Source organism: Actinobacillus indolicus (assembly GCF_004519515.1).
Classification (GTDB): domain Bacteria; phylum Pseudomonadota; class Gammaproteobacteria; order Enterobacterales; family Pasteurellaceae; genus Glaesserella; species Glaesserella indolica_A.
Genome location: NZ_CP038145.1, coordinates 807,731 through 833,161 on the forward strand (window position 1 = coordinate 807,731; position 25,431 = coordinate 833,161).

Here is a 25,431-nt window from a genome sequence, read left to right on the forward strand (position 1 = left end):
AGATACAAGCGGTTCGATTCTGCAAAATTTTTGCAGATTTTCAGTATGATACATAAGAGTAAATTGATGAGTGTTAGAAAAGAAAAAGAGCCGATATTGTGTATCAGCTCTTTGAAAATCATGACCACCATTAACCTATATCAGTAGTTAATATGGGTACTTTGCTTATTAAGGATTACGCTTAAACTTGCTAAAGTCAGGCGCACGTTTTTCATTAAACGCATTGCGACCTTCTTGACCTTCTTCCGTCATATAGAACAACATTGTTGCATTACCTGCAAGTTCTTGAAGACCAGCTTGTCCGTCACAGTCCGCATTTAATGCTGCTTTTAAGCAACGTAATGCAATCGGGCTGTTGCGTAACATTTCACGACACCAACGCACTGTTTCTTTTTCCAAATCTGCATAAGGCACAACTGTATTCACCAAGCCCATCTCTAAGGCTTCTTTCGCATCATATTGACGGCATAAGAACCAAATCTCACGCGCTTTTTTCTGCCCAACGATACGCGCCATATAGCTTGCACCCCAACCGCCATCAAATGAACCCACTTTCGGACCAGTTTGACCGAAGATCGCATTTTCTGCAGCAATGGTTAAATCACAAAGCATATGTAAAACGTGACCGCCACCAATCGCATAACCCGCCACCATTGCTACCACAGGCTTCGGACAGCTACGAATATCACGTTGGAAATCCAATACGTTTAAGTGATGCACACCACTTTCGTCTTTATAACCGCCGTAGTCGCCACGTACTTTTTGATCGCCACCGGAACAGAACGCTTTTTCGCCTTGACCTGTTAAGACAATCACACCGATTTTTTCATCAAAACGTGCATCAGAAAAGGCTTGGATCATCTCTTTCACCGTTTGCGGACGGAAGGCATTACGCACTTCAGGGCGATTGATGGTGATTTTAGCGATACCGTCAGTCGATTTATGATACAGAATATCCGTATAACCTTCGCTACAATCGTGCCATTCAACAGGGGCATAAAGTACATCATCTTTTGGGTTTTGCATTTTGTATTCCTTTTAGTTTAAACAAGCGGGCAGATTATACCTGAAATTTGCAAATTTTTGCCAAAATCTGACAGCTTGTATTTACTGTTTCTCCGTCCGATATGCCTTGTGCATTGCCATAATCACTTCTCTGACCACTTTCCCAAATATGCTTACTTGGTTCTTTCTGTTTTTCTACCTTAGCTACTTGATAGGCTTTTACTTCTGAAACTAACTTGCGGACATCAACATCTAGCAATTTAAAGTCTTGCTACTACGTCGTTAAACAACTCATTATGTGTTCCTAATGCCGTAGCCCGCACGGCGTAATAGCACTTTCATCCACAGATTGGATTGGCATCAAGTAGCCTTACCTAACCCCCCTTGCTCAAATAATACTTCCATTCGTCTTTCAATATGATCAGTACAAATTAATGCCAGCTTTTTTGCCTGTGATGCTTTGACAAACTTAGGGCTATAAGCTGTAGTCGCCCCATGGCGCTCATCTCTTCAACTCGTTTATCAATATCTTCCACCACTCCTTTATATTTACTTTTCAAGTAAAGGCTAATCACGGGTAATCAGCTTTGGTATCTCTTTGATCTAAATTATTCGTACCCATAAAGGCTTTAGTTCTTGGTTTTTTATTTTTCGTCTCGTAAAATAGAATTTTAAATTACTTTAAAATTAAATGAGCTTTTATGTCCGAATCTCAAATTGAAAACCGTTTAGCAAAGCTAGAAACTGAAATTAAGGGGTTAAGAGATGAAACAATGTATCTTCGAGCTATTCTTTCTGATCTCATTTATTCCGCAATCAAGCAAGATAAATTCAATCCTGAATTTCTAGTTACCAAACTTCTCGATTACAAACACTCGCCTTATAGCTGGATTAGTAGCAAAGAAGAGAACCCTGCAATGTATTGCCGTCATCTAAGCATTCTGCAAGAGTTTGCTGATGCAATCTTTATAGCTGAAGAGTCTCGTAATAAGCAGAGAAAGGGCTCTTCTCTTGCTATGGAGTTAGAGAAGGTTAGGCTTTATATTCAACAGGAATTAGCTATTCATCAATTAAAGCGCTGACTTCTTTATCAATTATTTTTGCTTGAACCAAAATACTTTCTACTAACGCCTTACTGGTAGTATTTTGGCTATATCGAGCTCATAAATATCCCATTAACAATAGTTTAAATGCTTGTGCTTTACATATTTCATCTGTCATTTTCTTTCTTCCTATGGTAGTGACCAACCACATTTTTAATTTCATCATTGTATACGATACCACGATCAGTATGGTGGAATATCGTGGCGAATAACAAGCGGATAAATAAACTCAGAAATTTGTAAATTGCCCGACATTATATAACCTTTAATTTGAAAAAGTAGGGACACACTGCGTGTGTCCGTTATGGTCATTTATATATTTAAATAACTTAAAGACGGATACACGCAGTGTATCCCTACATATTCACAACTACATAATCTCTAAAATTTACAAATTTTTGCCAAAATCCGACCGCTTGTACTTGTAATCTGTGAATTTAGCTCCATATAAGGCAAGTCTTTTTAACAAATAGGAAAAATTATGTCTTTAAATTTAGAACAAGTGAAATTAGAAAGCGTTGAAGCAAAAGGCGGTTACGGTATCGGTTTACAAATCGGTCAGCAATTATTAGGTAGTGGTTTAGACGTGGAACCAGAAGCAGTGGTAAAAGGGATTTTTGATGTATTAAATCAAAATCCACCTGCATTAGATTTAAATGAAGTGACAAAAGCGTTACAAGAGTTATCTCAACGTGCTGAAGCAGAGCAAGCAAAAGCCTTTGAAGCATTAGCAGCAGAAGGTAAAGCGTTTTTAGAAGAGAATAAAAAACATCCATCTGTGAAAGAAACAGAAAGTGGTTTGCAGTATGAAGTGTTAGTGGAAGGTACAGGTAAAGTGCCTGCGAAAACAGATAAAGTGCGTGTTCACTATACGGGTTCATTAATTGATGGCACAGTATTTGATAGCTCCGTAAAACGTGGTACACCAGCAGAGTTCCCAGTGACAGGCGTGATTGCAGGTTGGGTTGAAGCGTTGCAAATGATGCCTGTGGGTTCAAAATGGCGTTTAACCATTCCACATAACCTTGCTTACGGTGAGCGTGGTGCAGGTGCGTCTATTCCGCCATTTAGCACGTTAATTTTTGAAGTGGAACTTTTAGATATCGTTTAATCCTCTTTTTTCTTTCTAAACGCCCAACGCTAGTTTGGGCGTTTTCTTTTTATGTTGTGATATGTATCACATTTCCTTATTTTCAGCTTACAGCTGTTCATTTTTTTATAGCTTTTTCTGTTTGAACCAAGTATATTAGCGCACAGTTGTTAGCTGAAATAACAGGATATAAATTCATGGCTACTTTAGATTTTCATTTTGTTAATCGCCTTCGTTTACAAGCAAAAAATTTTGCAGATCGCACCGCTATTCGCTTTGTTGAAAACCAGCAATGGCAAGAACTTTCATGGTCTGAGTTTCAACAAAATATCGATCAACTCTCTTATGCCCTTTTAGCCCAAGGGCTTGATGTACAAGATAAAATTGGAATCTTTGCCAATAATATGCCCCGTTGGACAGTGGCAGATTTTGCAGCGATGCAAATTCGTGCTGTCGCTGTACCAATTTATGCCACCAATACGGCAAAGCAAGTGGAATATATTGTGAATGATGCGGATGTTAAAATTCTCTTTGTCAGCGATCAGGAACAGTTTGATTACGTTGCTGAAATAGCGAACAACTGTCCACAATTAGCCAAAATTGTGGCAATGAAAAGTAGCATAAATATTAATAATCACCCCCTTGCATGCCATTGGGATGACTTTATTCAAGTTGAGCCACAAGCGGATAGATTGGCTCAACGTTTAGCAGATAAACAGCTATCGGATTTATTCACCTTAATTTATACATCAGGAACCACAGGTGAACCTAAAGGGGTGATGTTAGATTATGCGAATCTTGCTCATCAATTAATCTCACACGATCAGGCTCTTGATATTAGTGATAAAGATGTTTCTTTATCTTTCTTACCTTTGTCGCATATTTTTGAGCGTGCTTGGGTTGCTTATGTGTTTCATAGTGGTGCAACAAATTGCTACTTGGAAGATACAAACCATGTGCCTGAAGCCTTAGTTGCGGTTAAGCCAACGGTGATGTGCGCAGTTCCCCGTTTTTATGAAAAAATTTATACGGCGGTATGGGATAAAGTGGAAAAAGCGCCAGTTCATCGTCGAACCTTGTTTAAATGGGCAATTAATGTGGGAGAGCGTTACTTACTAGCTTCTCAACCGTCGGCTTTATTAACGTTACAGTACCGCTTAGCGAATAAACTGGTCTTTTCAAAATTACGTGCATTACTAGGCGGAAATATCCGAATGATGCCTTGTGGCGGTGCAAAATTAGAACCAACCATTGGGCTGTTTTTCCACAGTATTGGGGTGAATATCAAACTCGGTTATGGAATGACTGAAACGACAGCAACGGTTTCTTGTTGGGCGGATAAAGGGTTTAACCCGAATTCAATCGGCACATTAATGCCAAATGCCGAAGTCAAAATTGGGGAAGAAAACGAAATTCTTGTGCGTGGTGGTATGGTGATGCGTGGTTATTACAAAAAGCCTGAAGAAACAGCAAGAGCCTTTACGGAAGATGGATTTTTAAAAACTGGCGACGCAGGGGAAATGGATGCACAGGGCAATCTATTTATTACAGATCGCATTAAAGAGTTGATGAAAACATCTAACGGTAAATATATCGCACCACAGTATATCGAAGGCAAAATTGGTAAAGATAAATTTATTGAGCAAATTGCGGTGATTGCAGATGCGAAAAAATATGTGTCAGCCTTGATTGTGCCGTGTTTCGACAGTTTGGAAGAGTATGCGAAGCAGTTAAACATTAAATATCATGACCGCATGGAGCTGATCAAACATTCCGAAATTATTCAGATGTTTGAAAAGCGTATCCATGAATTGCAAAAAGAGCTTGCGAGCTTTGAGCAAATTAAAAAATTCACGCTACTTCCGCAAGCCTTCAGTGCCAAAATGGAAGAAATTACGCCGACACTGAAACTACGTCGTAAAGTGATTTTACAGCGTTATAAAGAACAGATTGAAAAGATGTATCATTAATAAAAGAGAGCAAGTGTGTAACTTGCTCTCTTTTATTCAACATAGTTGCTCTACTTGTATTACTGCTCAACCAAATTATTGAACAATAATTTTCGCACCATTAGAGAATACAATACTTTTTGCTTGGTAATTTGCACTAATAGATACATTTGGCTGACTTAAGATATCTTGTGTTTCCTTCGGTAAATTATTAAATGGAACAGAGAACACTAACTCACTTGTCGTTCCTCGTTTCAAATTATTTTTAAACGAAACAGGCATATCTTGAACTAAAATAACTTTATTCCCAGCCATATAATTTGTGGCCCAATGAACTGTTCGAATATTGCGTTTACTTTTATTCTCTACTGAATATTTAAAATTCAGGATTACCTGATTTTTATTATCACGCGTTACATTAATACCTAAAAACTTTACAGTAATTGCATCTGAAAAACGTTTTAAATTTTGCTCTAATTTTGTTTGAGCAGCATTTTTTTGAACATTCTTTTCTTCTACTTTTGGAGCAATTTTAGTTGCTTCCGCTTGAGCAGAAAAAGCAAAAAGTGTCGTTAAAGAAAAAACAAGTAAAGATTTAATTAATTTCATTTTTTACTCCTCATATTTGATAACGTTATGAAATTATATTAGCTATTTTAAAGGTTTATTTCGTAATAATCCAAATATCTTTTAAACAATGATAAAATTACGGCAATGTTGCAATCATTGCATAACCATCCGTTTCACCAATTAAATCAACTTGGCTTCCCGATGCAATGAAAACAGATTCACCTTGCTGTAAATGAATCGCATCTTCGCCTAAATCAATATATAAGCTCCCAGACATTACCAAAAGAATAGATGCACTATCTGCATAGAAAGTTTCTTCATCAAATGGCTTAAATGCCAAATGTTGCATCGCAAAATCTTGTGCTTCTGGCGTTGGATAATGATGAATTGGCGATTCTTCATTTTCTTCTGCTTTAGGAATGATCTTGGGATTAATTGCTCGATAATCAATGGTATGTAACAACGCAGGAATATCAACATATTTTGGGGTCAAACCGCCACGAATTACGTTATCCGATGCTGCCATGAGTTCAATATTTTGTCCACGCAAATAGGCATGGGGTAAACCTGAGCCTTGATAGATCCCTTCGCCTTTTTTCACATTAACAATGTTAAAGAGATAAAAACAGAGTAAGCCTGCATCTAATTTGTCTAGGCTGATATTCATAGCATCAAGGGTAAATAATAGCCAATAATCAGGATCATCTAATTTCAGTTTATCTTGTTGATAAGCCTCACGCTTTTCATCAATAATCGGCAAAAGCCATTCCGCTAACTGTGCTTGATCGGCTTGCATAATTTGGGCATACACCGTAGGCAAGCTTTGTGTTTCAATCGCTTTTGCTAATCTAGATAATGACGGATGTTTTTCTAAACTCTCTTTGATTGCATCTTCCGATTTAAAACCATGCAGTAACCAAAAGTCTGATAAAGCAATCATCATCTCAGGTTTATGATTGCGATCTTTGTAAGTACGATTTGGCGCATTCAGAGGAATACCTTCTTCGTTCTCTCGCTCAAAACCGTATTCTGCTTCTTTTTTGGTCGGGTGTAATTGAATTGAAAGCGGTAACTTTACATCCAAAATTTTCAATAAGAAAGGTAACTCATCCCCAAATTGCTCTCGGGATTTTTCTCCTAAGAGTTTGGGTGCTTTATCAATCACACGATCTAATGGTAACCATTTCCCTTCAAACTCGATCATAGATGGCGCAGATCGATGAGCGCCTAACCAATATTCTGCATAAGGCTTATTTTCTCGTTGTTTTAATTTAAGCCAATTAGGAATGAAACTTTCGCCACCCCAATCATAATGCTGGTATTGACCTTCTAGCTTAAAGATCATGATTTGTATCCTCCAAAAAAAGTAACGACCTTTTCAATATCTTCTGCATGCTGAATACGAACGAATAAACGTTTTTTACTTTTTAAATCAATGACAAGTACACTTTGCTCAGACAAATTTATTTGCTCAATGTTGCTATAAAGGAAATAAATATTTCCAAAAAAGAAACCTTGCTCCTTCAATAATAGCCTTGGATAACAGATAAATGCAGAATAAACGGCAAGGACAATACAACCAAAAAGCAGAAAAACCGTTAATGGCTCAATACCATTCTGTACACCTTGAAACAGAATAAGAGCAATCAATGCAATCAAAATTCCTGTATCAATATTCGCTTGCCGAACTAAACGAATCATTAATTTTGTTTTGCCTTTAAGTTTATCCATGATGATCTGATCATAGACGATATAGATTAGACTTAAGATTATTGCAATGATAAGAAGAATATTTGTCATACTTTAAAATCTAAAACCGCTTGCAGTTTACTACAAGCGGTCTGTTTTTCATGAAATTTTACAAATTAACGACAAATTTGCCCACGCCAAGTTCGTCTTCTTTACGCGTTCGAGCGATCACACTGGCCGCCGACTCTACAACACGAAGCCCCATTTGATCTTCAGTTCTCACCACTTCGCCACGTAGCGAGTTGGTATAAACATCCGTGATTTTGACATCGACAAATTTACCGATCATATCCGGTGTACCCTGGAAATTAACAATACGGTTATTTTCCGTACGTCCCGTTAATTCCATGATGTCTTTTTTCGACGGACCTTCCACCAAAATACGTTGTTCTGTGCCTAACATCGCACGGCTAAACTGTAAGGCTTGGTTGTTAATACGTTGCTGTAAGCGATATAAACGCTCTTTTTTCTCATCTTCGCTCACATCATCTGGTAAATCTGCCGCAGGCGTACCAGGACGTGCAGAATAGATAAAGCTGAAGCTCATATCAAAGTTGACCTGCTCAATCACTTTCATCGTCTGCTCAAAATCTTCTGCCGTTTCACCTGGGAAGCCCACAATAAAATCGGAACTGATTTGAATATCCGGACGAGCTTCACGTAATTTACGGATTGTCGCTTTATACTCTAACGCCGTGTGATTACGTTTCATCATGGTTAACACGCGATCTGAACCACTTTGAATTGGTAAGTGTAAGAAACTGACCAATTCAGGGGTATCTTTATATACTTCGATAATATCATCGGTAAATTCAATCGGGTGACTTGTGGTATAACGTAAACGGTCAATGCCATCAATAGATGCGACTAAACGCAATAACTCAGCAAAGGTACAAATTCCACCGTCAAAGGTTTCACCACGATAGGCATTCACGTTCTGCCCCAGTAAGTTCACTTCGCGAACCCCTTGCTCTGCCAGTTGTGCGATTTCAAATAACACATCATCCACAGGGCGACTGACTTCTTCACCACGGGTATAAGGTACGACACAGAATGAACAATATTTGTTACACCCTTCCATGATAGAGACAAAGGCTGTTGGGCCTTCTGCACGTGGCTCAGGTAAGCGGTCAAATTTCTCGATTTCAGGGAAACTAATATCCACCACTGAACTTTTACCGCCACGAATTTGGTTAATCATCTCAGGTAAGCGATGTAAGGTTTGTGGTCCAAAGACGATATCCACAAAAGGTGCGCGTTCACGGATATGTTCACCTTCTTGTGAAGCCACACAGCCACCTACGCCAATAATTAAGTCTGGTTTATCCTTTTTCCAGTTTTTCCAACGCCCAAGTTGAGAGAAGACTTTTTCCTGCGCTTTTTCACGGATAGAGCAAGTATTCAATAGTAATACATCTGCATCTTCAGGATTCTCTGTCAGTTCTAAACCGTGGGTGCTATTTAAAAGATCTGCCATTTTCGACGAGTCATACTCGTTCATTTGGCATCCCCAAGTCGTAATATGTAATTTTGCCATTGTTAAATAATAGATAAATCAATAAGTGAGAAAATAAAAGCGTAAAGGATGATCCTTTACGCAAAAAACTTGGCTATTTTACCTTGTTGTGTATTTTATGGCTATAACAAATTCATTTTACAAGCGGTCAGATTTGCTGAAAATTTTGCAAAAAATGCCATAAAAAAACCACAGGGCAACCTGTGGTTTGGTACTTCTTCGTGAAGAATTATTTAGTTAAGGTTAAAACAACGCTTTCGCCTTTAACCACTTCACCTGATAATTTTTGTAAGTTCGTAATTTCATCCATGTTTGAAATCACAACAGGGGTTAAGACTGACTTCGCTTTTGCTTCAAGTAGCGCAAGATCAAATTTGATGATTGGCTCACCCACTTTGACCTTTTGACCTTCTTCTGCAAGGCGAGTAAAGCCTTCACCTTTTAATTCTACGGTATCAATACCGAAGTGAACGAATAACTCAATACCTTCGTCTGATTCGATTGAAAACGCATGGTTAGTTTCAAAAATTTTACCAATAGTACCGTTTACAGGTGCAACGATTGTATCGCCATTAGGACGAATTGCGACACCATCGCCTACGATTTTTTCAGAAAATACAACATCTGGTACATCTTCAATATTGACAATCTCACCTGAAAGCGGTGCATAGATTTTTACCTCTTTCGTAGCAACTTCTTTTTTGCCACCGAAAAGTTTATCAAAAAATCCCATATTCAAATCTCCATTATTAAATGAACAAAATTCTCGCACATTTTATACGAGAATTTTATATTTGTATTCATTTTTAGTTAAGCTTTTGGTAAAACTCTTCAACTAAATGTTCAATATCAGCTGCTGTTGGCTGAGCAAGTGCTTTATCCGCTAACGCTTTCGCATCTGCATAATTAATACTGCGAACTAATTTCTTCACGTGAGGTACAGAAATCGCACTCATACTGAACTCGTCTAAGCCCATACCAAGTAATAGTGCAGTTGCACGCACATCACCCGCTAACTCACCACACATACCCGTCCATTTACCTTCTGCATGAGAGGCATCAATTACTTGTTTGATTAAGTTCAAAACTGACGGTGTTAATGGATTATATAAGTGAGCAATCAATTCATTACCACGGTCAACCGCTAGGGTATATTGGGTTAAATCATTGGTACCAATACTAAAGAAATCAACTTCTTTTGCAAGGTGACGAGCATTTACCGCTGCGGATGGTGTTTCTACCATCACACCAATTTGTAAGTTATTATCAAAGGCTTTGCCTTCCGTATGAAGTTGAGCTTTAAGCTCGGTAATAATACCTTTTAATTCGCGAATCTCTTCCACAGAAATAATCATTGGGAACATGACCGCTAATTTACCAAAGGCAGATGCACGTAATACAGCACGTAATTGTGTATCTAAAATTTCACGACGAACTAAGCCGATACGCACAGCACGCCAGCCTAAGAACGGGTTCATCTCTTTTGGTAATTCTAAGTATGGTAACTCTTTATCGCCACCAATATCCATGGTGCGAAGCACCACAAGTTTGCCGTTCATTGCTTCAACAATTTCTTTATACGCTTGGAACTGCTCTTCTTCACCTGGTAATTGGTTACGATCCATGAATAAGAATTCAGTACGATACAAACCAACACCTTCACCACCGTTACGTAATACGCCATCCACATCACGGATAGTTCCGATGTTTCCAACCACTTCAATACGGTGACCATCTAAGGTTTCCGCTGGTAAATCTTTTAATTTAGCAAGCTCAGCTTTTTCTTCTGCAATTTTAGTTTGCAATGCTTTCGCTTTTTCAAGTTGTTCTGCAGAAGGATTGATATGCACTTCGTTGTTAATCGCATCAAGGATTAAGATATCACCTGTATTGACTAGCGATGTAACGTTATTGGTACCCACCACCGCTGGAAGCTCTAATGAACGAGCCATGATTGAGGTATGTGAAGTACGTCCACCAATATCCGTCACAAAGCCAAGTACTTTATCTAAATTTAATTGAGCTGTTTCTGATGGGGTTAAATCGTAGGCAACGAGGATAGCTTCTTCTTGAATATCACCAAGGTCCACAATATTCATACCTAGAATATTGCGAATTAAACGGTTTCCAATATCACGGATATCGCCAGCACGCTCTTTCAGATACTCATCGTCAATTTCTGCGAGCATCGTTGCTTGCATATCAATAATTTTGCTAGCGGCAACATCTGCGGTCACTAAATTTTCTTCAACATAGCCTAGAATTTCTTCTTCAAGCTCTTCATCTTCTAAGATCATTAAGTGACCTTCAAAGATCGCTTCTTTCTCTTCGCCAAGAGTACGTCTTGCTTTTTCTTTAATTGCGGTAAGTTGCGCTACAGCTTTTTCACGACCTGCAAAGAACTTAGCTTTCTCAGCATCGATCTGAGCTTCAGTAATTTTTTGTGTATTAAGAACAATCGGTTCTTCTTTTAGTACAAGCGCTTTACCAAATACAATACCTGGTGAAGCTGCGATACCTGTGATCATAATGAATCCTCGGGTGAATAAATAGCACAAAACGACCTTGCCACTCAGTAGTTGAGTGGTAAGGCCGAATAATTAAAAGGGAAACTATTCTAATGTAGGAATTAAATCTACTAAGAAATCAACAGCTTTTTGCTCATCTTCACCTTCGGCAGAGATAGTAATTACTGTACCCTGAGTTAAACCTAATGTTTGAAGTTTAAATAAGCTTTTTGCACTTGCACTTTTACCACCTGAAGTGACTGTAACATCTGACGCAAAGCCTTTTGCTGCTTTAACGAATTCTGCTGCTGGACGTGTATGTAAGCCATTTGGCGCAGTAATTGTGACATCTTTTGAGTACATAGTAGGTTCCTCTTAAATGGAGTAAAAATAATAAAAGTAGATTGAAAGGTATAAAAAGCCCTTTCGAAAAGCTAGCGACACTTTACTACAAAATTTAAATAAAAACACGATAAAACAGGTCAAATAAGTGATTAAATATGAATTATCCGTATTTATTTTAATCATTGAAGAAAATCGTTTGTGTCTAGTCAATTTTTGAACGATTAAGATTTTCTTTGATTAATTTATTTTTTGAAGTAAATCAGAATAGTCATTGCTTTTCTTGAAAAAATCTTGTATTTATCAATCTTTCAATTCAAACACAACTTCACTATCGAAATTAGGAGAAAAAAATGCAAAACGTTGGTTTTATCGGATGGCGTGGTATGGTGGGATCTGTATTAATGGATCGTATGGTACAAGAAAATGACTTCGCTAATATTAACCCAGTATTCTTTACTACATCACAAGCGGGTCAAAAAGCCCCTGTTTTTGCAGGTAAAGATGCTGGCACCTTAAAAAATGCTTTTGACATTGATGAATTACAAAAATTAGACATCATCGTGACCTGTCAAGGCGGTGATTACACCAACGAAGTCTATCCAAAATTAAAAGCAACAGGTTGGAACGGTTATTGGATCGATGCAGCCTCTGCATTACGTATGCAAGATGATGCAATCATTGTGTTAGACCCAGTAAACCAACACGTGATCACCGAAGGTTTACAAAAAGGCATTAAAACTTTCGTGGGTGGAAACTGTACCGTAAGCTTAATGTTAATGGCAATCGGCGGTTTATTTGAGAAAGATCTCGTAGAATGGGTATCTGTCGCGACTTACCAAGCGGCTTCTGGTGCGGGTGCGAAAAACATGCGTGAATTGTTAGTTCAAATGGGTGAACTCGAAGATTCAGTAAAAGCAGAATTGGCTGATCCAGCTTCATCAATTTTAGAGATCGAGCGTAAAGTGACTGCAGAAATGCGTTCAGAAGATTTCCCAACAGCAAACTTTGGAGCACCGCTTGCAGGTAGCTTAATTCCTTGGATTGACAAATTATTACCAGAAACAGGGCAAACCAAAGAAGAGTGGAAAGGCTACGCAGAAACCAACAAAATTTTAGGTTTAAGTGCAAATCCAATTCCAGTTGATGGTTTATGCGTACGTATCGGTGCATTACGTTGCCATAGCCAAGCGTTCACTATCAAACTCAAAAAAGATTTACCATTAGCAGAAATTGAACAAATCATTGCAGCTCACAATGAGTGGGTGAAAGTCATTCCAAATGATAAAGAAACCACATTACGTGAATTAACACCGGCGAAAGTAACTGGTACATTAACTGTTCCGGTGGGTCGGTTACGCAAACTAGCAATGGGGCCTGAATACTTAGCGGCATTTACAGTCGGTGACCAATTATTATGGGGTGCAGCAGAGCCTGTGCGTCGTATTTTGGTACAGTTAGTTAAATAATCTTTTCATCTAATGATCAAGCGGTCAGATGATTGCAAAATTTTGCAACGATCTGACCGCTTGTATTTTGTAGAAAAAGTGTGTCACGATGACACACCTTGTCATTACAGATTACCAGTAAGCACGTACACCGATAACAGTTTCGTTATTACGTACTTTTGATGATTTCACACCATTTGTATAGTTATTCGATTTAGCTGTTTTCCACTCAACAAAGGTTTTTAAGTATTTAGGTACGATATAGTATTCTGTTCCTAACATAAACTCGTGAGTTTTCTTGTTGGTATCAGCACCTGCAACATTATCTAAACGGTTTGTTTTATAGGCATACATCGTATAAGCAGACCAATCATCCGTTAATTTCTGATAAAGTACGGTACGAATTTCTTTACGTATGCGTTTATTACCAATAGTGCCTTGATCGCGTGTTACACCACGCTCTAAGTCTACACCAAACGTGGTTTTATCGTAAGTATACGCTGTACCAAACGCATAGGCAGTATAATCATAGGTGTGTCCTGTGTTACTTTGTTTGAAACGTTCACTAGAGATACCTGTACCAAATTTGATGCTTTGTAAATCATCAATTTTGTGATTATAGATAGCTCCAGCACCCCATACATCTTTACGCTCATTAGCAAGATCACGAGCATCATTACCACGTTGGCTATGACCGCCGTAGAAAGCACCTAATTTTAAGCCTTCAATACCGCTATAAGTATATTGAACAACTTTACGTGATGCGCTATTTAATAAACCATCACTTAAGCTTAATGTATTTGGTAAGTCTGTACGTTTTACTTCATCAGTAATGGTTGTCATGTGGCCGTAGGTTAATTCACCATACTGTTTATGACCAATACCTGCATAAAGTTGGCGTGTATAAAGGTCATCAAAGTCATGTTGTGAGCTTGATGTACCACGGAAACGCCATTCAACACGGCCTAAACCATAGAAACCATTACCAAGTTGTTGGGTTAATTTGAAGCCAAAACGTGAGCCATTGTTAGCAACTGCGTGATTCACATGTTCACGCTCTGTTGTACCATTTGTGTACTCCGTTTTATCTGATGTACTGTTCCATTTAAGACGAAGAGAACCGCTAAAATCTAATTTAGTTCCAGTTTCTTGATTATCTACTAGAGTATAAGCCTGTGCAGAACTCGCTGCCATAGCTAATGCAGAAAGAGTAAAGAGTGTTTTTTTCATAATGTGTCATTCCGAGTATATAAAAAATGGAGTGTAAACTAAATTTACCGCTCCATTATACCTAACAAGATATAACTGTAACGAGATATTTTTTTATTTCATAGAAATAAAAGGCATAAAAAATTGTCTAATAAAAAATTTAGGTGAAAAATGCTAATTCTCCTATAATAAACTTCATTATTAATCTAAATGGGCAAGATATGACAACAACATCTCCTCTTATTGCCATTGTTGCAGGTGAAATTTCAGGCGATATTTTGGGTGCGGGCTTAATCCGTGCATTAAAAATCCATTACCCTAATGCACGTTTTATCGGTGTTGCAGGAGAGCGGATGCTCAAAGAAGGCTGTGAAACGTTATTTGATATGGAAGAACTTGCGGTAATGGGATTGGCTGAAGTCGTCAAACATTTGCCTCGTTTGCTGAAACGCCGTAAGCAAGTCATTGACACCATGTTAGCCTTAAAACCTGATATTTTTATTGGGATTGATGCTCCTGATTTTAATCTTGGCGTAGAAGAAAAACTCAAAGCACAAGGAATCAAAACCATTCACTATGTGAGTCCATCAGTATGGGCGTGGCGACAAAATCGTGTCCATAAAATTGCGCGTGCAACAAATCTTGTTTTAGCCTTTTTACCTTTTGAAAAAGCCTTTTACGACCGTTTTAATGCCCCTTGTCGTTTTATCGGACATACCATGGCCGATGCGATTGCGTTAAAACCAAATCGCCAAGAGGCTTGCCGTTTATTGCAATTAGATGAAAATCAACGTTATGTAGCGATTCTAGTGGGAAGTCGTGGAAGTGAAGTGAATTTCCTGACAGAGCCGTTTTTAAAAACCGCACAATTACTGAAAGCTCAATACCCTGATGTTCAATTTTTAGTGCCTTTGGTTAATGAAAAACGCCGTGAACAATTTGAAGCGATCAAAGCACAAGTTGCTCCAGAATTAGAGGTAATCACCTTAGCAGGCAATGCTCGAGCTGCGATGATGGTGGCCGAAGCGACATTATTAGCATCTGGCACCGCCGCACTTGAAGCAATGTTGTGTAAATCGCCGATGGTTGTGGGATATAAAATGAAGCCATTAACCTATTGGCTTGCAAAAAGATTGGTGAAAACCGATTATATCTCTTTGCCAAATTTATTAGCAAACGAACCGCTTGTTCCAGAGCTTATTCAAGCGGATTGTTCCCCTGAAAATTTAGCAAAACATCTGAGCATTTACTTATCCCAAACGCCTGAAGATGTGGCTCAGAAAAATGCTTTGAAGCGACGCTTTATGGAATTACATCAACAGATCCAGTGCGATGCCGATGCTCAAGCAGCACAAGCGGTGGTCGATGTGTTAAACGGATAGTAAAAACGGGCAATCAAGTTGCCCGTTTTCCGATTATTTAGCCAAACAATCCGTAAATTGATCCGCCAAAGATTGTAAAAATTCAGGGTAAGCATTTTTACTTAATTCAATTTTCGCCCCTAATGGATCTAATTGCCCTACTTTTGCTGATGTGCCTTTGCTTAAGCTTTCAATCACTTTAGGCGTAAATTGTGGCTCGGCAAATAGACATTGTGCTTGTTTCTGAGCAATGCTTTTCTTAATCGCATTTAAGGTTTTCGCCCCTGGTGCAACGGTCGGGTTGATAGTGAATGAACCTAATGATTTCAATCCATAGGCATCTTCAAAGTAGCCGTAGGCATCGTGGAAAGTGTAGTAACCTTTTGATTTTACAGGCTCTAGCTGTTTCGCAATTTCGCTATTTTTCGTTGCCAATGTGGCTTTAAAATTCGCTAAATTCTCTGCAATTTTTGCTTTTTGTTCAGGTAGTTGCTGGCTTAAACGCTCGGCGATTTGCTCTGCGATCTGCTCACCTGCTTTTGGTGAAAGCCAAATATGCCAATCTTCATCGTGGCTATGTCCTTCGTGAGAGTGGTTATGGGAATGTTTATGTTCGTGCTTGTGATCGTGTTTATGATCATCTTTATGATCGTGTTTGTCTTCTTTTTCTTCACCCGAATGTTCTACAAGCTCTTTAATTGCAGGCACATCTTCAAGGGTTAATACTTTCTCTTTCGGTAATTTATCAATGCTTTTCTCTAAAAAAGATTCCATCTCTTCGCCAATCCATACCACAAGCTGTGCTGATTGAAGTTGTTCAACATCAGACGGTTTTAGGCTGTAATCGTGTGGTGAAGCACTGGTTGGCAAGAGCACTTTCGTTTCAGTCACACCATCAGTAATCGCATTCGCAATAAAGCCAAGTGGCTTAACGGTGGTTAATACATCGGCATTTGATACGGCAGTTGCACCTAATAAGGCAAGGCTTAATACACTTTTCTTAAACATAACTTATCTCCTTTCAATCAAAGTGGCGAGATCTTAGCAGAACTGCATTAAATTTCTATAATTTTTTTATGGTTATTTGCATTTGCAAATTTTTTATGAAAAGTGACCGCTTGCAAGCGGTCAGATTTCGTTAAAATTTTGCTATACTTCTGCCAATGATGTGGAGAATCCAATGAAATACAAAAACCTGCGAGAATTTCTCGATCTGCTTGAGCAAAAAGGCGAACTGAAGCGTATTACTCAAGAGATCGATCCTTATTTGGAAATGACCGAGATTGCAGATCGCACTTTGCGTAAAGGCGGTCCGGCTCTCTTATTTGAAAACCCGAAAGGCTACAAAATGCCTGTGCTGTGCAACCTGTTCGGTACGCCGGAACGTGTAGCAATGGGTATGGGGCAAGAGGATACCAAAGCCTTGCGAGAGCTAGGTAAGTTGTTGGCGTTCCTAAAAGAACCCGAACCGCCAAAAGGTTTTAAAGATCTGATCGGGCAGTTGCCACAGTGGAAGCAAGTGCTGAATATGCCAAGTAAGGTGCTGAGTAAAGCAGATTGTCAGCAAGTGGTGATCTCGGGTGATGATGTCGATCTGTATCAACTGCCGATTATGCACTGCTGGCAAGGTGATGTCGCACCGCTTGTCACTTGGGGTTTAACCATTACGCAAGGGCCTTATAAAAAGCGGTTAAATTTGGGGATTTATCGCCAGCAGTTAATCGGCAAAAATAAGCTGATTATGCGTTGGCTGTCACATCGTGGCGGTGCGTTGGATTTCCAAGAGTGGAAAGAAGCTAACCCTGATAAGCCGTTTCCTGTTTCCGTCGCATTAGGGGCAGACCCCGCCACGATTTTAGCTGCCGTCACGCCGATCCCCGATACCTTATCGGAATATGCCTTTGCAGGGTTATTGCGTGGACATAAAACCGAAGTGGTGAAATCCATTAGCAATGATTTGGAAGTGCCTGCCAGTGCGGAGATTGTGCTTGAAGGCTATATCGATCTTAACGAAACGGCGTTGGAAGGGCCTTACGGCGATCATACGGGATATTACAATGAACAAGAGTATTTCCCTGTATTTACCGTGACGCATATCACAATGCGAAAAGATGCCATCTATCATTCCACCTACACGGGCAGACCGCCTGATGAACCAGCGGTCTTAGGCGAAGCCTTGAATGAGGTGTTTATCCCGATTTTACAGAAGCAGTTCCCTGAAATCGTTGATTTCTACTTACCGCCCGAAGGCTGTTCTTATCGCCTAGCGGTAGTGACCATCAAAAAGCAATACGCAGGACACGCCAAACGAGTCATGATGGGGGTTTGGTCGTTTTTACGGCAGTTTATGTACACCAAATTTGTGATTGTGTGTGATGATGATGTCAATGCGAGAGATTGGAAAGATGTGATCTGGGCGATTACCACCCGTTGCGATCCTGCAAGAGATACAACATTAATCGAAAGCACACCGATTGATTACCTTGATTTTGCGTCCCCTATCGCAGGATTAGGCTCAAAAATGGGGATTGATGCCACAAATAAATGGGCTGGCGAAACCCAACGAGAATGGGGAACGCCGATTACCAAAAATCCCGATGTCGTCAAACGTGTTGATGAAATCTGGGAAAGTTTGGGAATATAACCATGAAGGGTATCTGTGGATACCCTTTATTTTTCATGATGACTTTTCTCTATGCCAACCAATCCCCATAACTGCGGTAATAACTGCACGATAAGGCGTAATTGCTGTAATAAAATTAAACTACGCCCATCAATCTGCGACTGGAAGTCGGTTTCAAATTGCTGGAGCTGTTGATCCATCGTATGAATCGTCTGTTCGGTACAGGCTACGCCTTGTGCCATTTGTTCCAACAACATGGCAACTTGTTTAGCTTGTTTAAAAAAGACCGCGGAAAAATCAATGTCGTTACTTAAGTGGTGACTATCTATTCTATGTGCGCCTAAGGCTGAAATATAGCTCATTAAGGTATAACTTAGCCCTAATAATTTGGGGGCAAAGTCTAACTCTTTACGGTATTTTTTAGGCTCTCCCGTCATATTAGAAACCGCAGTACTTAGACTTGCTACTGCATTTTGTGCAGAGCGCCGAGCAATACGATAAGAAAACTGATCTCGATAGCCAAATTGTAATTGTGCCACGATATGACGTAGATACGTTGAACTTGCTTTTAATGTCTCTTTCAAACTATTGTGCAAATTAATATAACGCCAATCTGGCCATAAATAAGACACCCCAAACCACGCAATGCCAACACCCAGTAATGTGTCTAAAATACGAGGTAACATCGCGCTATCCGCCCCAAAGCCAACGACATCAAAGCTCACCAGTACTTGAATCGTAATAAAAAAGGTAGAAAAACTGTAATTATTCGTTCTAAAGAAAAAGAACAAACTACTTGATGCGACAATGATCCCTAATTGTGCTTCAAGGGTTGGGGAAAGATAGCGAAAAGACATCCCTACGATCACACCTAATACTGTACCAATAACACGCTGAACTAAACGTTTTTTGGTCGCAGAATAGTTGGGTTGGCAAACTAAAACGGCGGTTAATAAAATCCAATAACCTTCTTTGATCTGAAATATTTCAACCAAAGTACTACACAAGCAGACCACAATCGACAAACGCACCGCATGGCGGAAAAGCTGTGAGCCAAAATGGCATTGGCTTTTAACCGCTTTCAACATATTACTCAATCCAGAGACATTCTCTGCGATCAAGCGGGCAGTTTTGGGCTGAGTTTTACGATGTTCCGTTTCTCTTTTTTCATCTGATAATTGCGCTAATTGACCTTCAATATTGCGTAGATTTTCAGTTATAGACTGCAACGTAGAAAAATGAGAAACACCTTGCGCTTGATGATAAGATAAGGATGAAGCAAGTCCAGTTAATACACGCTCACCACGATTATTATGTTGATAAGATTCGTTATGGCGCAAACTGTGGGCAATTTGCTGACAAGCCATTGCTTGTAATTCTAATAATCGTTGGAAACGGAAAATCAAATCGGTATTTTTCAGGCTTTGAAATAAGCTTTCGTATTGAGTATGGCTTGAACTCGCTCTTTCCCAAATATCTTGCCCTGTAAAATAATAGCGCAACATTTTTTGAGTACGTAAATGACGATGTTGCCCTCGTAAACGATAGAACAAGGAAACACGTGCTTTATCAAACGTCGTCATGACATCAATATTCGCTTTGGCTAACGCAAATTGTTTTGCAGGTAAGCACTCCGTATCATCAGGATCAAAAAAATCAGATTTGGCTTGCAGATATTTTCCCAAGGCTTCGAAATACAACGCCATATTTTCTTGCACCGTACGATTTGGGAAAAGCAGGTACACTACTACCGCCACCGTTCCGTAAAGCAAGGTTCCAGCAAGAATCATCAGCGTATTGCCATACCAAGATGCGCTTTCTGTATAAGTTAAGGTGGTATAAACGGAAACTAATAGCGTACCAAAAGCTATCGTGCTATACCGCTGCCCGATGGCACCTAACATAATCACAATAAAGGTAATAATGGTAATTAACGGAATAAATAGCCAACCGTGGCTTAATGCAAGCTGAGAGCTTAACGCTGAAATAGCAAATGCAATTAAGGTAAAAAAGAGATTGGTTAAACGCCCAGTTAAACGATTATCCAAATCAGACAAGCCTGCAGCAATAATCCCTAAGACTAACGGCATGGTTTGTTCGGAGATATTAAATTTCCAAACCAATAATACAGCGATATTCGTCGCAAAAAATATCGGCAATGCGCCAACAATATTTGCATTCAACCAACTAGATGAGATTTTTTTAAAGAAATTACGCATAACAAGCGGGTAGATTTGGTGAATTTTTTACATTTTATGCCAATTTTAGACATAAAAAAACCTCGATAAATATCGAGGTTTTACTTTTAGCCTAAATTATTTGAATTCGTAACGACGAATTGTTTTTAAATCAGGATCTTCGTGGTTGTAGCTGTCAGTGACATTTACTCTTGCACCAACTGCTGCATGAGCATCGTACTCACGAGTCATTGTGACTAATTCACCGTTGTCCTTTTTAACAACAAGTTCAACAACATTCTCAGATAAATATTTGCTACTTACCACAGTTGCATTACCTTTATCAGAGTAAACATCAGCAGTACAAGCTGCTAACACTGCACTCATTAATACGATAAGTGAAAATTTTTTCATTTTTATGTCCTTAAGATATAAACAAAATAAATTAAAAAATTATAAAAGTGAAACGTTTAGATCTGAGCTAGAACCCACGATTCTTACACGTTTACCTGGTACAAAACCGTCTTCTTTCTTCTGAACTACGACGATTTCTTTCCCATCATCTTTATGAATCACCATTTCTAATGAAGAAACTTGACTCGCTTTTTCTTCAACAGTGCTTCCGATCATTGAACCTGCAATTGCTCCAATTGCCGTTGCAACTGCCTGACCTGAACCACCACCAATTGTTGAACCTGCAATACCACCGAGTACGCCACCACCAACAGTTCCAATTACGCCTTGGTTGTCAGCTTGGATTTTAACATCGCGTACAGATAAAATGGTACCATAGCTGATTGAACGAGCTTCTTTGGCTTGTTCACCACGGTAAACGCTACCGCTATAGACATCTGTATTTGCACAACCCACAAGTGTTAAACCAGCCATCAATGCTGCCGCTAATCCAAATTTTTTCATATTGTTCTCCAATAAAAAAGTTCAAAGGCTATACTCTGAACAAACGACTGTATTTATATCATAAGGATGCAATTTAAGACAGCAAAAATTACGATAAGTTGCATTTTTTAACGAAATTGACACACTTGGATTTGGCAAACGCTCACCCTCGACTTGTGGTTGGCTGATTTTAATCTTTAATTCGGGATTATTTTGCAAAGCAAATTGCTCATCTACCCGCTTACACCATTGCTCAACGCTCTCGTTTTCCTGCATTGGAATAACAATCTCAATATGCTCCCAGCCTTCTTCTGGGTAAGTTTTTCCTTTAGGGAACGGCAACTCAATCACGGAAACCACCTGTCCGCAAAAACGCACAGACTGATTTAGGGTAAACAAACCTATCGGGCGACCATTAACTTCGCTCTCTTTTAATAAGGTTGAACCCGTCAGTAACATTATTTTCCATTGGTGAGCGATTTCATCGCTATTCATTCGCACCGCCAGATGGTCGATCTGAAATTGGCTTAAATCAATCTGAGCAATCCCAGCGATCTGTACTATTTTTCGCTCAAATTCAGCAAGATCACCAAAACAAGCGGTCAAATTTGTGAAAAAGTTTGCAAATTCGGAGCATTTATCAGTATTTTTTAGTATCATTGCACACATTTTTTAGTATTGAAAATAGGTATAAGCGTGAATATTCAACACATTCTATCGGAAAAAATCAAGCAAGCAATGATTGTTGCAGGGGCAGAACAAAATGTTGAGCCGTTGGTGCGTCAATCAGGCAAAGTTCAATTCGGTGATTATCAAGCAAACGGCATCATGGGAGTAGCAAAAAAATTAGGCTTAAACCCACGTGAATTTGCTCAAAAAGTGGTGGATAACGTTGATTTAAACGGCATTGCAGAAAAATTAGAAATCGCAGGTCCAGGTTTTATCAACATTTTCTTAGACCCAACTTGGTTAGCTCAACAAACAGAAAACGCATTCAGTGACGATAAATTAGGCATTCACTTAAATCAAGCTCAAACTGTGGTGGTCGATTATTCGTCACCCAATGTCGCTAAAGAAATGCACGTTGGGCATTTACGTTCAACGATTATCGGCGATGGTGTGGTGCGCGCCTTAGAATTTTTAGGCAACAAAGTTATTCGTGCCAACCACGTTGGTGACTGGGGAACGCAATTCGGTATGCTGATTGCTTACCTAGAAAAAATGGAAAACGAACACGCTTCTGAAATGGAGTTAAGTGATATTGAGGCTTTCTATCGTGAAGCAAAACGCCATTATGATGAAGATGAGGCATTCGCTGAAAAATCACGTAATTACGTAGTGAAATTGCAAAGTGGCGATGAATATTGTTTAGCAATGTGGAAAAAGTTAGTCCATATCACCATGGATCAATGCCAACAAAACTACAACCGCTTAAACGTGACGCTTACTGAAAACGATGTAATGGGCGAGAGCCTTTACAACCCAATGCTACCTGAAATTGTGGCGGATCTAAAAGCTCAAGGTTTAGCCGTTGAAGATGATGGGGCGTTAGTGGTTTTCCTTGAGGAATTTAAAAATAAAGACGGCGACCCAATGGGCGTGATCGTGCAGAAAAAAGATGGCGGTTTCCTTTATACCACCACAGACATTGCAGCTGCCAAATATCGCTACGAAACCTTAAAAGCAGATCGTGCGTTAGTCTTTTCCGACACTCGCCAAAGCCAACATATGCAACAAGCGTGGTTAATCACTCGTAAAGCAGGTTATGTGCCAGACTGCTTCAGCCTTGAACATCACAACTTCGGAATGATGTTAGGCAAAGATGGCAAACCGTTTAAAACCCGTACGGGTGGCACGGTTAAATTAGCCGATTTACTTGACGAAGCCGTTGAGCGTGCAGAAAAATTAATTGCAGAAAAAAATCCAGATCTGACCGCTTGCGAAAAACAAGCTGTGGTGGAAGCGGTAGCAATCGGGGCGGTGAAGTATTCCGATCTCAGCAAAAACCGCACCACAGACTATGTATTTGACTGGGATAATATGTTGAGCTTTGAAGGCAACACCGCACCTTATATGCAATATGCCTATACCCGTGTGCGTTCGATCTTCAGTCGTGCGGGGATCGACCCGAACAGCTTAACAGGCAATATCGTTTTAACTGACGAAAAAGAACGCAACCTTGCGATTAAATTATTGCAGTTTGAAGAAGCCGTGACTGTCGTTGCTAAAGACGGTACACCGCACGTTCTCTGTCAATATCTCTATGAATTAGCAGGCATTTTCTCTAGCTTCTACGAAGCCTGCCCAATACTTAATGCCGAAGAAAGCATTAAACAAAGTCGCTTAAAACTGGCTCACTTAACAGCAAAAACCTTAAAACAAGGGTTGGATTTATTAGGTATTAAAACCGTAGAGAAAATGTAATTTTAAATGCCCTTTCTATCGAAAGGGCATTTTCTTATTCAAAGGTAATCGCGTCTTTAATTTTCTTAAGCGCTTGATTTTCTAGCTGTCGAACACGCTCTGCGGAAATATTATATTTTGCAGCTAAATCATGCAAAGTAGCTTTATTTTCATCTAACCAACGCGTTTTGATAATATCTTGGCTACGTTCATCAAGTTGCGCCAGAGCATATGCAAGTTGCGCTGTAGCTTGGCCATTATGCTCTTCATCCTCCAATTCATCAGCAAAGTTAGAACGATCATCTTCAATATACATGGATGGGACATAAGCTTCGTCACTATCATCACCGACAGGTAAATCAAAGCCCATATCTTGCCCCGTCATTCGTGATTCCATCTCTTTTACATCTTCGGGAGATACGCCTAAGTCTTCAGCGACTTTTTGAATTTCATCTTCACTAAACCATGCAAGACGTTGTTTATTTTTACGTAGGTTAAAGAATAACTTGCGTTGAGCTTTGGTGGTTGCCACTTTCACAATACGCCAGTTTTTCAGCACATACTCATGAATTTCTGCTTTCACCCAATGTACCGCAAACGAGACTAAACGAACGCCAACTTCAGGATTAAAGCGTTTTACCGCTTTCATTAAGCCAATATTACCTTCCTGAATTAAGTCAGCTAACGGCAAACCATAGCCCATATAACCTCGTGCAATGTGCACCACAAAACGTAAATGCGACATAATCAACTGTTTTGCCGCATCCAAGTCCTCATCGTAGTAAAAACGTTCTGCGAGTTCTTTTTCTTGCTCTGCGGTTAAAATAGGATATTGATTCGCCATACGAATATAGCTATCAAGACTTCCACCTTGTGGCACAAGCATATTATTCGCAAGAGCAGGATGGGAGTTATCATCATTATCTTCGATTAGCTCAACCTCATCTGGCTCTATAATTTCCGCATCTTCGATCTCTGTATCATCAATATCCATTTTAGGCTGTATAGTCATATTTTTCTCTCATTAGTCATACAATTAGTTTGAAAACTAAATTGCAAAAAAGTTTACAGATCTTACCGCTTTCTGCTAAAATCGCCAAACTTTTTGGGGCTGATCTTGGATTCGACGGGATTAGCGAAGTCCAAGGTGCACGTCGAGGTGCGGTAGGCCTCGTAAACAAACCGCAAAAAAATAGTCGCAAACGACGAACAATACGCTTTAGCAGCTTAATAACCTGCTCATAGCCTTATCGCCTCAGCTTCCGCTCGTAAGACGAGGAGTTCGATAAGTCACCCAAAACGAGATCGTGTGGACGCCGCCGTTTGAGGATCGAAACACTAAATTAAATCAAACTAGCTTATTCTTTGCGTGTCTGTCCGCTGGGGGTAAGCGAAATCAAAGACTAGACTAAACGTGTAGTGCTGAAGATGGAGTAATTTCGGACGGGGGTTCAAATCCCCCCAGCTCCACCAAATTCTAAT

Annotated in this window: 23 protein-coding genes and 1 other RNA gene; 8 read left to right on the forward strand and 16 right to left on the reverse strand. The window is 39.5% G+C overall.

What is annotated here, in order from left to right:
• Positions 1-168: 168 nt before the first annotated feature.
• Complete coding sequence (gene menB / locus EXH44_RS03840; protein ID WP_162856347.1) at positions 169-1,026, reverse strand: 1,4-dihydroxy-2-naphthoyl-CoA synthase; 858 nt, start codon at positions 1,024-1,026, stop codon at positions 169-171.
• Between the two features lie 34 nt (positions 1,027-1,060).
• On the reverse strand, positions 1,061-1,264 hold the full coding sequence (locus EXH44_RS03845) for a hypothetical protein (RefSeq protein WP_162855752.1): 204 nt from the start codon (positions 1,262-1,264) through the stop codon (positions 1,061-1,063).
• A gap of 442 nt (positions 1,265-1,706) precedes the next feature.
• On the opposite strand from EXH44_RS03845, the gene EXH44_RS03850 reads away from it, so the two are divergent.
• The 3 genes from EXH44_RS03850 (at position 1,707) to EXH44_RS03860 (ending at position 5,168) form a co-directional block, all read left to right on the forward strand.
• Complete coding sequence (locus EXH44_RS03850; RefSeq protein WP_162856348.1) at positions 1,707-2,087, forward strand: hypothetical protein; 381 nt, start codon at positions 1,707-1,709, stop codon at positions 2,085-2,087.
• 502 nt (positions 2,088-2,589) lie between these two features.
• Positions 2,590-3,219 (forward strand): BamJ family beta-barrel-assembly machinery protein, encoded by a 630-nt coding sequence (gene bamJ / locus EXH44_RS03855; RefSeq protein WP_111749261.1) that lies wholly within the window; start codon positions 2,590-2,592, stop codon positions 3,217-3,219.
• Between the two features lie 176 nt (positions 3,220-3,395).
• Positions 3,396-5,168: an AMP-dependent synthetase/ligase gene (locus EXH44_RS03860; RefSeq protein ID WP_162856349.1), complete on the forward strand. Its 1,773-nt coding sequence runs from the start codon at positions 3,396-3,398 to the stop codon at positions 5,166-5,168.
• 75 nt (positions 5,169-5,243) lie between these two features.
• Here EXH44_RS03860 and EXH44_RS03865 read toward each other — a convergent pair whose 3' ends face one another.
• The 7 genes from EXH44_RS03865 to ptsH all read right to left on the reverse strand — a co-directional run bounded on the left by EXH44_RS03865 (position 5,244) and on the right by ptsH (position 11,852).
• Positions 5,244-5,756: a hypothetical protein gene (locus EXH44_RS03865; protein WP_162856350.1), complete on the reverse strand. Its 513-nt coding sequence runs from the start codon at positions 5,754-5,756 to the stop codon at positions 5,244-5,246.
• A gap of 97 nt (positions 5,757-5,853) precedes the next feature.
• Positions 5,854-7,062, reverse strand: coding sequence for a mannose-6-phosphate isomerase, class I (gene manA / locus EXH44_RS03870; protein WP_162856351.1), 1,209 nt, complete (start codon positions 7,060-7,062; stop codon positions 5,854-5,856).
• Positions 7,059-7,517: a DUF986 family protein gene (locus EXH44_RS03875; RefSeq protein ID WP_162856352.1), complete on the reverse strand. Its 459-nt coding sequence runs from the start codon at positions 7,515-7,517 to the stop codon at positions 7,059-7,061. Before EXH44_RS03875 ends, manA begins: the two co-directional genes overlap by 4 nt.
• Positions 7,518-7,575: 58 nt before the next feature.
• Positions 7,576-9,003, reverse strand: a complete 1,428-nt coding sequence (miaB, locus tag EXH44_RS03880; RefSeq protein ID WP_162856353.1) for a tRNA (N6-isopentenyl adenosine(37)-C2)-methylthiotransferase MiaB — start codon at positions 9,001-9,003, stop codon at positions 7,576-7,578.
• A 208-nt stretch (positions 9,004-9,211) separates the two neighbouring features.
• A complete protein-coding gene (gene crr / locus EXH44_RS03885) occupies positions 9,212-9,715 on the reverse strand; it encodes a PTS glucose transporter subunit IIA (protein ID WP_162856354.1) in 504 nt (167 codons plus the stop codon).
• A gap of 73 nt (positions 9,716-9,788) precedes the next feature.
• Complete coding sequence (gene ptsI / locus EXH44_RS03890; RefSeq protein ID WP_162856355.1) at positions 9,789-11,510, reverse strand: phosphoenolpyruvate-protein phosphotransferase PtsI; 1,722 nt, start codon at positions 11,508-11,510, stop codon at positions 9,789-9,791.
• Positions 11,511-11,594: 84 nt separating this feature from the next.
• On the reverse strand, positions 11,595-11,852 hold the full coding sequence (gene ptsH, locus EXH44_RS03895) for a phosphocarrier protein Hpr (protein ID WP_132500377.1): 258 nt from the start codon (positions 11,850-11,852) through the stop codon (positions 11,595-11,597).
• Positions 11,853-12,184: 332 nt separating this feature from the next.
• Here ptsH and asd point away from each other — a divergent pair, with 332 nt between their 5' ends.
• A complete protein-coding gene (gene asd / locus EXH44_RS03900) occupies positions 12,185-13,300 on the forward strand; it encodes an aspartate-semialdehyde dehydrogenase (protein ID WP_162856356.1) in 1,116 nt (371 codons plus the stop codon).
• Between the two features lie 111 nt (positions 13,301-13,411).
• Here asd and EXH44_RS03905 read toward each other — a convergent pair whose 3' ends face one another.
• On the reverse strand, positions 13,412-14,509 hold the full coding sequence (locus tag EXH44_RS03905) for a porin (RefSeq protein ID WP_162856357.1): 1,098 nt from the start codon (positions 14,507-14,509) through the stop codon (positions 13,412-13,414).
• A gap of 200 nt (positions 14,510-14,709) precedes the next feature.
• Here EXH44_RS03905 and lpxB point away from each other — a divergent pair, with 200 nt between their 5' ends.
• Positions 14,710-15,870, forward strand: coding sequence for a lipid-A-disaccharide synthase (gene lpxB / locus EXH44_RS03910; RefSeq protein WP_162856358.1), 1,161 nt, complete (start codon positions 14,710-14,712; stop codon positions 15,868-15,870).
• Between the two features lie 33 nt (positions 15,871-15,903).
• Here the strand turns inward: lpxB and znuA are convergent, their stop codons facing one another.
• Positions 15,904-16,857: a zinc ABC transporter substrate-binding protein ZnuA gene (gene znuA, locus EXH44_RS03915; RefSeq protein WP_162856359.1), complete on the reverse strand. Its 954-nt coding sequence runs from the start codon at positions 16,855-16,857 to the stop codon at positions 15,904-15,906.
• A 172-nt stretch (positions 16,858-17,029) separates the two neighbouring features.
• Here znuA and ubiD point away from each other — a divergent pair, with 172 nt between their 5' ends.
• Positions 17,030-18,493, forward strand: coding sequence for a 4-hydroxy-3-polyprenylbenzoate decarboxylase (ubiD, locus tag EXH44_RS03920; protein ID WP_162856360.1), 1,464 nt, complete (start codon positions 17,030-17,032; stop codon positions 18,491-18,493).
• A 26-nt stretch (positions 18,494-18,519) separates the two neighbouring features.
• Here ubiD and yccS read toward each other — a convergent pair whose 3' ends face one another.
• From yccS to EXH44_RS03940, 4 genes are all read right to left on the reverse strand, one after another.
• A complete protein-coding gene (gene yccS / locus EXH44_RS03925) occupies positions 18,520-20,691 on the reverse strand; it encodes a YccS family putative transporter (protein ID WP_162856361.1) in 2,172 nt (723 codons plus the stop codon).
• Between the two features lie 96 nt (positions 20,692-20,787).
• Complete coding sequence (locus tag EXH44_RS03930; RefSeq protein ID WP_162856362.1) at positions 20,788-21,063, reverse strand: deoxyribose-phosphate aldolase; 276 nt, start codon at positions 21,061-21,063, stop codon at positions 20,788-20,790.
• A gap of 39 nt (positions 21,064-21,102) precedes the next feature.
• Positions 21,103-21,567: an outer membrane lipoprotein gene (locus EXH44_RS03935; protein WP_162856363.1), complete on the reverse strand. Its 465-nt coding sequence runs from the start codon at positions 21,565-21,567 to the stop codon at positions 21,103-21,105.
• 21 nt (positions 21,568-21,588) lie between these two features.
• On the reverse strand, positions 21,589-22,206 hold the full coding sequence (locus EXH44_RS03940) for a VOC family protein (protein WP_162856364.1): 618 nt from the start codon (positions 22,204-22,206) through the stop codon (positions 21,589-21,591).
• A gap of 36 nt (positions 22,207-22,242) precedes the next feature.
• Between EXH44_RS03940 and argS the strand changes: the two genes are divergently transcribed.
• The gene (gene argS / locus EXH44_RS03945; RefSeq protein WP_162856365.1) at positions 22,243-23,970 is read left to right on the forward strand and encodes an arginine--tRNA ligase; all 1,728 of its coding nucleotides are present in this window, start codon (positions 22,243-22,245) and stop codon (positions 23,968-23,970) included.
• A 34-nt stretch (positions 23,971-24,004) separates the two neighbouring features.
• Here argS and rpoH read toward each other — a convergent pair whose 3' ends face one another.
• A complete protein-coding gene (rpoH, locus tag EXH44_RS03950; protein ID WP_162856366.1) occupies positions 24,005-24,961 on the reverse strand; it encodes an RNA polymerase sigma factor RpoH in 957 nt (318 codons plus the stop codon).
• Positions 24,962-25,056: 95 nt separating this feature from the next.
• Here rpoH and ssrA point away from each other — a divergent pair.
• Positions 25,057-25,422: a transfer-messenger RNA gene (gene ssrA, locus EXH44_RS03955) on the forward strand.
• Positions 25,423-25,431 lie beyond the last annotated feature (9 nt).

Bases quoted from the DNA above. Each gene is read 5' to 3' on its own strand.
- menB (WP_162856347.1), bottom strand. From the start codon at position 1,026: ATGCAAAACCCAAAAGATGATGTACTTTATGCCCCTGTTGAATGGCAC.
- EXH44_RS03850 (WP_162856348.1), top strand. From the start codon at position 1,707: ATGTCCGAATCTCAAATTGAAAACCGTTTAGCAAAGCTAGAAACTGAA.
- bamJ (WP_111749261.1), top strand. From the start codon at position 2,590: ATGTCTTTAAATTTAGAACAAGTGAAATTAGAAAGCGTTGAAGCAAAA.
- EXH44_RS03860 (WP_162856349.1), top strand. From the start codon at position 3,396: ATGGCTACTTTAGATTTTCATTTTGTTAATCGCCTTCGTTTACAAGCA.
- EXH44_RS03865 (WP_162856350.1), bottom strand. From the start codon at position 5,756: ATGAAATTAATTAAATCTTTACTTGTTTTTTCTTTAACGACACTTTTT.
- manA (WP_162856351.1), bottom strand. From the start codon at position 7,062: ATGATCTTTAAGCTAGAAGGTCAATACCAGCATTATGATTGGGGTGGC.
- EXH44_RS03875 (WP_162856352.1), bottom strand. From the start codon at position 7,517: ATGACAAATATTCTTCTTATCATTGCAATAATCTTAAGTCTAATCTAT.
- miaB (WP_162856353.1), bottom strand. From the start codon at position 9,003: ATGGCAAAATTACATATTACGACTTGGGGATGCCAAATGAACGAGTAT.
- crr (WP_162856354.1), bottom strand. From the start codon at position 9,715: ATGGGATTTTTTGATAAACTTTTCGGTGGCAAAAAAGAAGTTGCTACG.
- ptsI (WP_162856355.1), bottom strand. From the start codon at position 11,510: ATGATCACAGGTATCGCAGCTTCACCAGGTATTGTATTTGGTAAAGCG.
- ptsH (WP_132500377.1), bottom strand. From the start codon at position 11,852: ATGTACTCAAAAGATGTCACAATTACTGCGCCAAATGGCTTACATACA.
- asd (WP_162856356.1), top strand. From the start codon at position 12,185: ATGCAAAACGTTGGTTTTATCGGATGGCGTGGTATGGTGGGATCTGTA.
- EXH44_RS03905 (WP_162856357.1), bottom strand. From the start codon at position 14,509: ATGAAAAAAACACTCTTTACTCTTTCTGCATTAGCTATGGCAGCGAGT.
- lpxB (WP_162856358.1), top strand. From the start codon at position 14,710: ATGACAACAACATCTCCTCTTATTGCCATTGTTGCAGGTGAAATTTCA.
- znuA (WP_162856359.1), bottom strand. From the start codon at position 16,857: ATGTTTAAGAAAAGTGTATTAAGCCTTGCCTTATTAGGTGCAACTGCC.
- ubiD (WP_162856360.1), top strand. From the start codon at position 17,030: ATGAAATACAAAAACCTGCGAGAATTTCTCGATCTGCTTGAGCAAAAA.
- yccS (WP_162856361.1), bottom strand. From the start codon at position 20,691: ATGCGTAATTTCTTTAAAAAAATCTCATCTAGTTGGTTGAATGCAAAT.
- EXH44_RS03930 (WP_162856362.1), bottom strand. From the start codon at position 21,063: ATGAAAAAATTTTCACTTATCGTATTAATGAGTGCAGTGTTAGCAGCT.
- EXH44_RS03935 (WP_162856363.1), bottom strand. From the start codon at position 21,567: ATGAAAAAATTTGGATTAGCGGCAGCATTGATGGCTGGTTTAACACTT.
- EXH44_RS03940 (WP_162856364.1), bottom strand. From the start codon at position 22,206: ATGATACTAAAAAATACTGATAAATGCTCCGAATTTGCAAACTTTTTC.
- rpoH (WP_162856366.1), bottom strand. From the start codon at position 24,961: ATGACTATACAGCCTAAAATGGATATTGATGATACAGAGATCGAAGAT.